This is a genomic window from Rhodococcus sp. NPDC056506 (assembly GCF_042794945.1).
Classification (GTDB): Bacteria; Actinomycetota; Actinomycetes; order Mycobacteriales; family Mycobacteriaceae; genus Rhodococcus_F.
In genome coordinates, this window is sequence record NZ_JBHTSW010000008.1 from 82,057 (window position 1) to 93,896 (window position 11,840).

Here is an 11,840-nt window from a genome sequence, read left to right on the forward strand (position 1 = left end):
GTCGCGGTCAACGTCGCGGCGCGGACCACGCTTCCCACAGTTCCGCGTACCGACCCCCGAGGTTGACCAACTCGTCGTGAGAGCCTTGCTCGACGACGCGGCCGTCGTTCATGACCAGGATTTGGTCGGCGTCGACGGCCTGTGAGAGTCGGTGTGCCACTGTTACAGCAGTGCGACCCCGGGTCAGGGCCAGCGCGGCATCGTCGAGGACCCTGGCTCCGGCGCTACCCGCTTCGGCGGTCGCCTCGTCGAGAATCAGCAGCGGCGGATCCAGCAATTCGATTCTTGCCAACGCGAGTTGCTGTGCCTGAGTCGCGGTCAGCCGGTGTCCACCGTCCCCGATTACGGTTTCGAGCCCGTCCGGCAGGGCCCGCAGCCAATCCGACGCACCGACGGTATCGAGCGCCGCGGTGATGTCGTCGTCGGTTGCCGACGGGTCAGCCAGCCGTAGATCCTCGGCCAACGTGCCGGCAAAGACGTGGACCTCCTGAGTCACGAGGGCCACCGCGCTCCGAGAAGTCGACCGTGGCAATTCGTTCCGGGGCACCGTCCCGATCTTCACGGTGCCTTCGGTCGGCTCGTAGGTACCCGCGATCAGTTTTGCGACCGTCGATTTTCCGGCTCCGGTTGCGCCCACGAGTGCCGTGACGGTCCCGGCCGGAATGGTGATGTCGATGTCTCGCAGAACAGGAGCGTCGCCGCTGCGGTACGAGAACGTCACCTCCTCCAAAGACGCTGAACTGTCGACAGGTTCATGTGGATCGGACGGCGCGGGTGGCACGGGTGCAAGGGTGACTCCGACCAGTCGAGCCAATGCGATTGTGCCTTCCTGCAATTCGTCGAACACGCTGAGAACCGCGCCGACCGGATCGAAGAGCCGGTGGAAGAACAGTGCTGCGGCGGTGGCGGCACCGATGCTGATCTGGCCGTCTCTTACCAGCCAGAAGCCAGTGATCAGCACGGCGGACAGGCCGATGAATTCGGCGATGTTGAGTCGGCCGAAGAACCTGGTGCGTAGACGCGTGGTCAACAAGCTGAGCCGGACCGCTGCCATCGATCGAGATTCGATCTGTTCCAGGTGGGGCTGAGCCAGACGAAGTGATCCGACGGTATCGGAGTTGCTCAGTGAGTCCAGGAGTTGTTGCGCACGTGCACCTTCTGCCTCCCGCTCCTCGCGGTAGACCGGTGCCGACTTCGAGAGATACCAGCGCAGCGCCTGGATCTGGATGGGCGCCGCGATCACCGCGGCAATGGCGAATCGCCAATCGAGGCTGCCCAATCCGATCAGGGTCAACACGATGGTCAGTGCCGCGGTGGCAAAAACCGGAAGTGCTTCGGATACAGCGCGGGTCACCAAGCGGACGTCCCCGGTGATGCGGGAGACGAGATCTCCGCGCCCGGCTCGTTCGACGTCGCTCTGCGGAAGATCGAGAACCCGGACGACAACTTCTTCGCGCAGGTCGGCGACAACCCTTTCGCCGACGCCGGCGAGCAGGTAGTTGCTGACTCCGACGAGAAGGGAGGAGGCAACCGCGATGGCGACCAACGCGAGAGTCAGCGTGCCGATGCGCGAGACAGCGTCGCCGTCTCCGTCCGTCACAGCGTCGACCATCGCGCCGAGGACCAGCGGCGTGAGCAGGCCGATCGCGGTCGCAGCAGTCAGAGTGACGACGGCGGCGACGGCGGATATCCGGTGCGGACCCATCAACCGAAGTGCTGCGCGACGTGCCTGTTTCGGTGTCGCGGTGGGGAGTAGTTCGTTCACAGCTCGATCACCCGATCGCAGATATCGAGCAGCACGGGGCTGCTGGTCAGAAGAAGAGTCGCGTGAGCACCGCGTACCTCGGCGATCCCGCGTGCAATTCGCGCTTCGGTGACGGAGTCGACGGCAGTGGTGGGATCGTGCAGCACTAGAACTGGAGCTTCGCTCGCCAGTGCCCTTGCCAGGGCGATGCGCTGACGCTGACCGCCGGAGAGCGAATTTCCCTGCTCGGTGACTCGGGTGGCGAGGCCGAGTGGAAGGACCGAGATCACCTGATCTGCGGCAGCGGCGGCGATTGCGTCGTCACTGCGGCTGCCGATCGGTGCGAGTGCCTCGATGTTGTCACCGACTGTGCCGATGAACAGTGCCGCGTCGTGCGGCGCAGCCAGAACATGGGTCCGGAGCTCGTCGATGTGCAGTTCGTGAATGGCGTTGTCGCCGAGATGAATCGTTCCGCTCGAAGGCTCGATTCGACGAGCCAACGCGTCGACCAACGCATCCGCCCAGGCCGCATTCTCGGTGACGATGCCGATGATCTCGCCGCGTTTGACATCCAGGTCGACTGGTGACGCTCCGGCCAACACGACGTCACTCAGCGTCAGGAACTCCGAGTGGTTCAGAGGTGCAGGATCACTCGCGGGAGTGACAGCCTCGCCGGTCCCGAGAAGCGCTGCGACGCGGTTGGCGGAAGCGCGGGCCCGTGCCAGGCCGGCGCCGAAGTAGATGATGTCGATCAACGGACCTCGAAGGAACTGTGCCAGACCCACCACGGCCACGAATTCACCGACCGAGATGCTCCCGGATGCTGCCATCCGTCCACCGACGTACGCGATGACGGCCAGGAAAGCGCCGGCGATCGCCACGTTCGCGGCGGAGTACATCGCTTGGTATCGCTGTGCGCGAAGGGTTGCTTCCAGCGAAGTCCGGCTGGCTCCCCGATAACGCTGCGCTGCAGCGTCTCCGGCGCCGATTCCGGACAGGATCCGGAGCCCCGACAGGAGGTCTGCGGCCAGTGCACCGGCTTTGGCTCCCTGCCATTGATCGGTTTCGGCTCGGCGTTCGAGCGGTCGGCTGACCACCTGCATGAGGGCGAGCACCGGGGGAGTGCCGAGGATGACGAGGAGGCCGAGCGGTACCGAGATCACGAGTAGCGAGATCGCTGCGGTCAGTACTCCGCAGGCCGCGGCGAGTTTTGTGCTCAGTGTGTGCGTGAATCCGGCCACCGAACCCGCGTCGGATGTTGCGATCGAGTAGACCTCGCCGGGCATGCGCCGCGGTGACATGCCGTGCGGATCGAGGCCTCGGCGCGCGATGTCCATCCGCAAGCGGTGTGCTCCGTGCTCGGTGACGGAATCGGAGATGCGCGCCGCAAAGCGCCAACTGAGCAACAAACCGGTGAAGAGAATTCCGAGAACGAGGATCCACTTTCCCAGTGCTGCCGCATCGCTGGTCGCCACAGCTCGGTCGATGACCGCACCGATCACCACCGGCACCAACGCTTCCGCGACCTGGTGGCCCGTGAAGCCGATGGACGCTGCCGCCAGCTTGGCTCCGCGTCCGTCGGAGGCGATCGCGCGTGTGATTACCTGGCGCGGCGTGATCGCCGGGCTGGTTGGGGGACCGTTTGTATCGGCCGAAAGAAGTGGTGTCGAAGGCACTGGGTCCACGCTAGGGACCGTGGGCGGTAGTCAGAAGTCACACAGGTGCCAATACTTGTCGTGAACAGGCCATACGTCTGGCGGTGGCCGAATCGCGATAGTAGTTGGCCCCGTTGCGGCGGGGAAGGCATCGACTCATCGACAACACTGCAATAAATTAAGGTCTACCTTACTTAGCGCGGGTTAACTATGTCCGGAAGTCGGATTGATCCTCGTGTTCGGGTCCGGTTCATGTTCCATCGATGTTGGAGATTGTTGTGAGTCTTGTGTTCGGCGAGGTACTTCACAAGGAGTACGTGACCCCGGGAATGGTTCGTATCGTGTTCGGTGGGGAGGAGCTGACCGCGTTCGAAACCACCGGCACCGGCGACGAATACCTGCGTCTGCACTTCCCGGTCCCGGCCACGGGCAAGTTCGTTCTGCCGGCCGAAGATCCGGACGCTCCGCGCGGTTGGCGGTACCCGGAGGGCGAGGAACCGTCCCCGTGCCAGCCGTACACCGTGCGACGGTTCGATACCGAAGCCAGCCGCATGACGATCGACTTCGTCGTTCACGAGGGCGGCATCGCCAGCGACTGGGCACAGAAGGCCGAGATCGGCGACAAGTTGGCGATCGGCGAATCTCGCGGGCTCTACGAGCCGCCGGCCGACGCACGCTGGCAGGTATTCGTCGCCGACGCGACTGGACTCCCCGCACTCGGGCGCCTGATCGAACAATTGCCCGCCGGCATCTCGGCAAAGGCAATCGTCGAGGTGGTGGACGAGTCTCACAAGCAGCAGATCACCTCCGCGGCCGACGTCGAGTTCATCTGGCTTGTCGGCAGCGGCAACGGTATTGCACCGTCGAAACTCCCGGACGCGGTCCGTGCGATGAACCTCCCCACCGATCTCGGATACGTGTGGGTGGCCGGCGAAAGCACGATGCTCCGTGACATCCGCAAGTACCTTCGCCACGAACTGAAGTTGCCGGGTGAGCAGTACAAGGTCATCGGTTACTGGACCTACAAGGCCGAGGTGTGGAACGCGAAGTACGAGGCCCTCGACGAAAGTGTCCGTGCGGCACTCGATGCGGCCTGGGAATCGGACCGCGACGAGGAAGAGATCCGCGACGAGGTCGAGAAGACTCTAGAGAGCGCCGGCTTGTGACCGTTGGATTCGACAAGAGCGCTGTCGACAAGAGTGCTGGCGACAAAAGTGCTGTAGACAAAAGTGCAGTCGACAAGAGCGCCGTCGACAAACACACCGAAGAGCTGATCGACGAGTCGCTGCAAGAGAAGCAGAAGCAACCCGACGGGCTGGTATCGACCAACTCTCGTCGTATGGCAGGTCTTCTGGTGTGCCTGGTAGTGCTCGCCGCCGTGCTCCTTCTGAGCATCGCGGTGGGTTCGAAGACCATTCCGTTCGGCACCGTGATCGACGCTTTGGTGAACTACGACGACTCCAATGATCACGTGATCATCCGCGACCTGCGGCTACCGCGAACTCTGCTCGGTCTGATAGTCGGTATGGCGCTCGGTGTGGCGGGCGGCCTCATCCAGGCGATGACGCGAAATCCCTTGGCTGATCCCGGAATTCTCGGTGTCAATGCCGGCGCGGGGTTCGCGATGGTTGTTGCCGTCGCGGTCTTCGGATTGACCAGCATCTGGTCTTACATCTGGTTCGCTTTCCTCGGCGCGGTGATAGCCACGGCGATCGTCTACACGTTGGGGTCGATCGGCCGAGGTGGTGCGACGCCCATTCGGCTGACCCTGGCCGGTGTTGCCATCGGCTCGGTGCTCGGCGGCATCTCGTCCGGCATCACCCTGCTCAACCCGACCGCCTTCGACCAGATGCGTCAGTGGAATGCCGGCTCACTCAGCGGACGTTCGTTGGAAATCGTTCTGGCCGTTGCCCCCTTCATTCTCATCGGACTCTTCCTGGCGCTCGCGTTGGCGCGCCAACTCAACGCCGTGGCCTTGGGTGACGATCTGGCACGTTCGCTCGGTGCCAACATCACCCGCACTCGTATCCTCGGTGTCATTGCGGTGACCTTGCTGTGCGGCGCGGCGACCGCTGCGGCCGGCCCGATCGGATTTGTCGGTCTGATGGTTCCCCACGTCGCGCGATGGTTCGTCGGGCCAGATCAGCGATGGATTCTCCCGTACACGTTGGTGTGCTCGCCGATTCTTCTTCTCTTCTCCGACGTCGTCGGCCGAATCGTGCTGCGCCCGGGTGAACTTCAGGTCGGCATCGTCACGGCCTTCGTCGGTGCTCCGGTGCTGATCATGCTGGTGCGTCGAAGCAAGGTGAGCGGTCTGTGAGCATCGATTTCGGGCGCCCCACCACGGTGGTGCGCTCACCCAAAGAAGGCTGGTCCGCGCGGATCGACGTCCGTACGGTCACTGTCTGCCTCATCCTCGTTGCGCTTGCACTGGCGATCGGTGTCATCGCCCTCGGCAGTGGTGATTACCAGGTGCCGATCGGGGACGTCCTCGGCGCCCTGTTCGGCGAAGCTCCCGCGCGTATCCACATGGTCGTCGTGGAATGGCGTCTGCCCCGAGTTCTGTTGGCGCTGATGCTCGGTGCGGCACTGGGCATGAGTGGTGCGATCTTCCAGTCGCTCACCAGGAATCCGCTAGGTAGCCCGGACATCATCGGCTTCAACTCCGGTGCGTACACGGGCGCTCTGGTGGTCATCCTCCTCATCGGTGGCACTTATTACGAGATCGCAGTCGGCGCTCTGGTGGGCGGAATCGCCACCGCAGCAGTCGTTTACCTTCTTGCGTACAAACGTGGCGTGCAGGGATTCCGGCTGATCATCGTCGGTATCGCCATCAGCGCGATGTTGGGCTCGGTCAATACCTGGATGATCCTCAAGGCGAAGCTCGACGACGCCATGGCTGCCGCAGTGTGGGGTGCCGGTTCGTTGAACGGTCTCGGCTGGACTCAGGTGTGGCCGGTGGTTGTCGTGCTGGCCATCCTCATTCCGCTGATCCTGGTGTTGGGCAGGCGGATGCAGATGCTCGAGATGGGCGACGACGCCGCCAAGGCGCTCGGCGTCCGGGCCGAACCGACCCGGCTTTCCCTGGTTGTTCTCGGTGTTGCATTGACAGCCATGGTGACGGCTGCGGCCGGGCCCATCGGGTTCGTTTCGCTGGCGGCTCCGCAGTTGGTCAGACGATTGACCGGTAGTGCCGGAGTGACCCTGCTGCCGTCGGCGGCGATGGGTGGAGCACTGCTGATGATCAGCGACTGGGTGGCGCAGCGAGCTTTTGCACCGACGCAGTTGCCGGTCGGCGTCGTCACCGTCTCCATCGGTGGCATCTATTTCGTTTGGCTTCTCGCGCGAGAGGCACGTAAGCAGTGATCGGTGAAGGAACGAGGAACAGTGTGAACGAGACAAGTGCGGCCGCCGTCGTGCCTGAAAGGACGAATCGGCTTCGCGCCGAGGACGTCACGATCGGTTACGACAAGCGCGTCATCTCGGAGCACCTCGACGTCGAGATCCCCGACGGCGGCTTCACCGTCATCGTCGGTCCCAACGCCTGCGGCAAGTCGACGCTTCTGCGTGCATTGTCGCGGTTGCTCAAGCCGACGACCGGCAAGGTCCTCCTCGACGGCAAGGCGATAACGTCGTACCCGGCCAAGGAAGTTGCGAGGCGACTCGGGCTTCTGCCGCAGACGTCGATCGCTCCGGACGGCATCAAAGTCGCCGATCTGGTTGCGCGCGGACGTTATCCGCACCAGAAGCTGATCCGCCAGTGGTCCCGAGAGGACGAGGCCGCCGTCATCAATGCGATGGAGGCAACCAAGGTCACGGATCTGTCGGCCAGACCGGTCGACGAACTGTCCGGCGGTCAGCGCCAACGCGTCTGGGTCGCTATGGTTCTCGCGCAGCAGACCCCGTTGGTGCTGCTGGACGAACCGACGACCTTCCTCGACATCGCTCATCAGATCGAGCTGTTGGAGCTGTGCCGCGATCTGAACGAGAACGACGGACACACGTTGGTGGCCGTGCTTCACGATCTCAACCACGCGTGCCGCTACGGAACTCACATCATTGCGATGAAGGACGGCGCGGTGGTCGCCGAAGGCCCGCCCGCGGAGATCATCACCGAAGAACTGGTGCAGGAGGTGTTCGGCATGGCATGCCGCATCATCGACGATCCGGTTTCCCACACACCGCTGGTCATTCCGCTGGGACGCGAGCGTCAGCGAAACAACGAAGGAGCAAACGTATGACACTCGTCCTGGATACGCAGGTTACCGACACGGAGTGGGCTCAGATCGTCGACCGCATTTCACGACGCCGATTCTTCGGTGGCGCTGCCGGTGTGGCTGCAGCACTGGCGCTGAGCGCCTGCGGAAGCTCCGATGGCGAATCCGACTCGGCCAGTGACACTCTCCCGTACACGTGGGCCGAGTTCAGTGGCGACGTTCCACGCGACCCCAAGCGTGTGGTGGTGCTCGACGGCCGGGTCGACCTCGAATTCGCGATGATGATGGACTACCCGATCGTCGGTTCGGGCAACTTCTGGTTCCCCGACGCCAAGGCGGGATTCCAGTTTCCCGGCCGCACCATCGAGGACGCGAGCTTCGTCAACGTCGCCGGCGACTTCTCCACCAACTTCGAGGCGTTGCTCGCTCTCGAGCCCGATCTGATCGTCATCACTGCGATCGGATACACCAGCGACTGGTACGGCACCGAGCGCTTGTCCTCCATCGCGCCGCTGTTGGTCGTCGGCGACGACGTCGAACCGATCGCCGGACACCCGGTCGACTGGCGAGGTGCGCTGATGGCGCAGGCGAGCCAACTCGACCGGGTTGCGATCGCCGAGGCTTCCATCGCGGAGTACGACGACAAGCTCGCGAGACTGCGTCCGATGTTGCAGGAGAAGCTCGGCGGAAAGAAGATCGTGTTCGGCGTTCAGACGCCGACCGGATTCCTGGTGCACCAGCGGAATCTGCGGATCAGCGTCGCAATCGATGCCGGCCTCGACGTGCTTTTCCGTGACGACGACAATGCAGAGAACTCGTTCGAGTTGTCTTTCGAGCAACTCGACACCTTGGCTCCGGCGGATGTGATCATCGCGCAAGCACGCGATCAGGAAGCACTCGACGCGATCAAGACGCAGCCGACGTGGCAGCGGTTGCCTGCAGTCCAAGCGGGCAACGTGTTGACCAGCGACGCGCGATATAACCAAGGATTTGCGCTGACCGCGGCCATCTTCCTCGACGTTCTCGAGGAAGCGGCCGGGCGAATCACCGCTGGACAGTAATTCAGGCGACGTTGCGGGCCTGGTCGAGTAGTTGTGCAACCCCCTCGAACCAGGCACCGTAATTGGCGTAGGTGTTGGGACGCTTGTCGTCGAAGTCGATCACCTGGTTCGCGGTCACCGCGGGCAGCTTGACGAAAACGGGTGATGCTGCGAACGCTTCCGCCGACTTCGCGAACTGGAAGACGATGTCCGCCGGATAATCTGGGACCTGCTCCCAGCTGAGGTCGGCCCAGCCTTTGTCACCTCCCGGGCCGGTGAACTTCACGCCGAGTTCCTTCAGGTAGCCGAACTGAGCGAGTGCGGTTGTGCCCGCGTACAACTCGGAGCCGTCGCCGTTCAGAGCGAGTACTTCGATGTCGTCAACCTTGCCCGCGGCGGCTCGGATGCGCGCTGCCCCGGATTCGAATGCTTCCTTGCCTTCGCGCGCCGTTGCTGTGTCGGTGTCTCCGCCGAGAGCTTCGGCGAGTGAGGCGTATTCGCTCAACACGTCCGGCGTCGAAGAGCCGGAGAACTTCACACCGACAAACGGTGCAACATCGTTGACGGTCTTGCCCATCGGCTCGTCCCACCAAGTCCATCGGGTCGGGTCGTCGCTGTTTCCGTACCCGATGACCAGGTCTGGGTCCAGCGCCGCAAGAGCTTCCGCGCTGAGTTCACCTTCACGACCGACGACGGTCATCGTCGACTCGTCAGCGTGATCGGTGACGTCGGGATTGCCGACGCCGTAACCGAAGATGCCGACCGGCCGAATGCCGTAGTCCCACAGCGCAGCAGCGGAGTACGCGTCGACGACGATCCGCTCCGGGGCGTGATCGAGGGTGATCGTGTTTCCGTATCCCGTTGTGTAGCTCCAGGACTGGTCCGTCGAACTGGCCTCGGTAGAAGTTGATGCGTCGCTGCTGCCGCAGCCGGTGAGTAGGAGTGCGGCAACGACGGGTAGTGCGGCGAAGCCTGCGAGCCTGCGAGTGATTTTCATGAGAACCTTCCGAACATGGCGAAATAAGCTAGGTAAGCCTAACCTGACATGTTGTTCGGGTGTCCTCAGGGTCAGTTGCTGCCCTGCCACATCTGAAGCCATTCGCTCCAGGACGGGGGAGTGGTCGACGGTTGAGGTCTTCCGTGACGAAGTCCGTCGAGCATGAACTCGAGATAGCGCGTGTGTATTTCGGTGGCGCGAACCCCCTCGATCGGCAGGGTCGGTCGTAGATGCACCGTCATGAGCATGACGTCTGCAGAAGTGAAGTCGGGCGGGACTTCGCCAGTATCGATGCAGATGTCGACCATCGATTGCAGCGCGGCCTCCAATTCTTCTGCGGCGCGGGTGACTTCGGTGTGTTCGGGCAACCTGCCGCCGAGGACGGGAATGAGCGGTCCCACCGATTCGGCAAGGTATCGCGAGAAGAACGTCTTCAGTACGGCTTCATCGGTGTCTGCGTTGCTCACGCACTCTCGTGCCAGGGTGGCGAGGTGGTCGATCGCCCAGACGCGTAAGGATTGCGCCAGTTCCTCTTTGCCGCGGTAGCGGCGATAGATGCTGCCGACGCCTACCCCGGCCCGGGTGGCAATCGCCGATACCGGTGCATTCCAACCCTGTTCGGCGAAGATCTCGCGCGCTGCTCGCAGTACGGTGACGTCGTTGTCTGCGGCTTCTCGGGCGCGTCCGGGGAGGCTCGCATTCTCTTTCGCCATTCCCACAGGCTAGCAATGCGTGGTTTACTCAATCGGAACGGAGTGCTCCGTTCCGATTGAAACCATGATTGGAGGAAGGTGTCGATGACAACCTTGGCGGAGGCGCCCACGCGATCCGGGAGTCGGGTGATCGCCGCACTTGCGGGGGCGGTGCTCGTCTACTCGCTCATGCAGACCATGTTGGTGCCGGCGTTGCCGGTGTTGGGTGAGCATTTTGATACGTCCGTGGCGGTGACCGGCTGGATCCTGACGGCGTACCTGTTGGCGGCCGCGGTGATGGCTCCGATCGTCGGGGCGATGGGGGATCGATTCGGCGACAAGCGAGTCCTGGTGATCGTCCTGATCATCTTCGCTCTCGCGACATTTGCCGCGGCGGCCGCCCCGAATATCGGGGTGCTGCTTGTCGTTCGAGCTGTCCAGGGAGTGAGTATGGCGAGCTTCCCGCTCGCAATGGCAGTGCTGCGAAGAACGGTGGCCGGTCCCGAGTTGTCTTCGGGGATAGGTTGGCTCGCTGGGACCTTGGGAATCGGTGCCGGAAGTGCACTGGTGATCGGTGGTGTCATTCTCGAGTACCTCAGCTGGCAGTGGTTGTTCGTGATCACCGGGATCCTGATCGTGCTTGCATTGGTCGCAGTGGTGGCTGTGGTTCCGGGTTCGCATCGCCGGCCGGGTATGCCGACGGACTGGGCCGGTGCCGGCGCTCTGGCGTTCGGGTTGGTGAGCCTGCTCCTGGCGATCACCAAAGCCTCCGAGTGGGGAGTTCTGTCGCTCGGATTCTGGGGTCTGGTGGTTGTCGCGTTCGTCTCGTTCGCAACTCTGATTGCCGTCGATTCCCGCCACGACGCTCCGATCGTCGACATGCGAGTTTTTCGGGACAGGCCGATGATGATCACCAGCGCACTGACCCTGGTGTTCGGGTTCGTGCCCTACATCTTCTACCTCTGCCTGCCGCGGATCCTCCAGGCGCCGGAAACCTCTACGTATGGAAGTGGATTCACCGTTGTGCAGACCGGGTTGGCCCTCTTGCCCGCCGCTGTCCTCGTCTTCCTCGGTGGCCGTCTGACGCCGGCTCTCGCGCGGCGATACGGGCCGCGAGTGCCGGCAGTCCTAGCGCTGGCACTCATGGCGACGGGCGCGGTCGGACTCGCGATCTGGCCGAGCTCGGTGGTTGCGATCGTGCTGTTCTTCTCCCTCGTCGGATTGGGGAACGGCGTGGGGTTCGCGGTCTGTGCTCTGCTGGTTGCTTCGATCGTCCCGCCATCGGAAATGGCAGCGGCCAGCGGTGTCAACAGTGTGATCAGAACCGTCGGTTCGGCGGTGGGTGCTCCGGTGACCACAGCGGTCCTGGCGATCGGAGTTTCCGGCGACTCGTTCGCGGTGGCGTTCATGATGGGCGCCGTCATCAGTGTTGTTGCATGTCTGCCGGCGATTGCACTTCCCGTGACGAGGGCTGCACAAACGGCTTGAGTTATTG

Annotated in this window: 10 protein-coding genes; 6 read left to right on the forward strand and 4 right to left on the reverse strand. The window is 63.2% G+C overall.

Going from position 1 to position 11,840, the window contains the following annotated elements; all coding sequences use genetic code 11:
• Positions 1-7 precede the first annotated feature (7 nt).
• Positions 8-1,765, reverse strand: a complete 1,758-nt coding sequence (locus ACFQ6H_RS10250; protein ID WP_378539461.1) for an ABC transporter ATP-binding protein — start codon at positions 1,763-1,765, stop codon at positions 8-10.
• The gene (locus ACFQ6H_RS10255) at positions 1,762-3,420 is read right to left on the reverse strand and encodes an ABC transporter ATP-binding protein (RefSeq protein WP_378645912.1); all 1,659 of its coding nucleotides are present in this window, start codon (positions 3,418-3,420) and stop codon (positions 1,762-1,764) included. The genes ACFQ6H_RS10250 and ACFQ6H_RS10255 overlap by 4 nt, the downstream gene beginning before the upstream one ends.
• A 257-nt stretch (positions 3,421-3,677) precedes the next feature.
• Between ACFQ6H_RS10255 and ACFQ6H_RS10260 the strand changes: the two genes are divergently transcribed.
• The 5 genes from ACFQ6H_RS10260 (at position 3,678) to ACFQ6H_RS10280 (ending at position 8,677) form a co-directional block, all read left to right on the forward strand.
• On the forward strand, positions 3,678-4,565 hold the full coding sequence (locus ACFQ6H_RS10260) for a siderophore-interacting protein (protein ID WP_378645914.1): 888 nt from the start codon (positions 3,678-3,680) through the stop codon (positions 4,563-4,565).
• 173 nt (positions 4,566-4,738) lie between these two features.
• On the forward strand, positions 4,739-5,719 hold the full coding sequence (locus ACFQ6H_RS10265) for a Fe(3+)-siderophore ABC transporter permease (RefSeq protein WP_378539564.1): 981 nt from the start codon (positions 4,739-4,741) through the stop codon (positions 5,717-5,719).
• Positions 5,716-6,765 (forward strand): iron-enterobactin ABC transporter permease, encoded by a 1,050-nt coding sequence (gene fepG / locus ACFQ6H_RS10270; protein ID WP_378539464.1) that lies wholly within the window; start codon positions 5,716-5,718, stop codon positions 6,763-6,765. Before ACFQ6H_RS10265 ends, fepG begins: the two co-directional genes overlap by 4 nt.
• A gap of 23 nt (positions 6,766-6,788) precedes the next feature.
• Entirely contained in the window at positions 6,789-7,640 is an 852-nt protein-coding gene (locus tag ACFQ6H_RS10275; protein ID WP_378539465.1) for an ABC transporter ATP-binding protein, read from the forward strand.
• Positions 7,637-8,677, forward strand: a complete 1,041-nt coding sequence (locus tag ACFQ6H_RS10280; RefSeq protein ID WP_378539466.1) for an ABC transporter substrate-binding protein — start codon at positions 7,637-7,639, stop codon at positions 8,675-8,677. Before ACFQ6H_RS10275 ends, ACFQ6H_RS10280 begins: the two co-directional genes overlap by 4 nt.
• A gap of 1 nt (position 8,678) precedes the next feature.
• Here ACFQ6H_RS10280 and ACFQ6H_RS10285 read toward each other — a convergent pair whose 3' ends face one another.
• Positions 8,679-9,653, reverse strand: a complete 975-nt coding sequence (locus tag ACFQ6H_RS10285) for an ABC transporter substrate-binding protein (RefSeq protein WP_378539467.1) — start codon at positions 9,651-9,653, stop codon at positions 8,679-8,681.
• A 71-nt stretch (positions 9,654-9,724) separates the two neighbouring features.
• Entirely contained in the window at positions 9,725-10,366 is a 642-nt protein-coding gene (locus tag ACFQ6H_RS10290; RefSeq protein ID WP_378539468.1) for a TetR/AcrR family transcriptional regulator, read from the reverse strand.
• A gap of 84 nt (positions 10,367-10,450) precedes the next feature.
• On the opposite strand from ACFQ6H_RS10290, the gene ACFQ6H_RS10295 reads away from it, so the two are divergent.
• Complete coding sequence (locus ACFQ6H_RS10295; RefSeq protein ID WP_378645916.1) at positions 10,451-11,833, forward strand: MFS transporter; 1,383 nt, start codon at positions 10,451-10,453, stop codon at positions 11,831-11,833.
• The last annotated feature ends 7 nt before the right edge of the window (positions 11,834-11,840 follow it).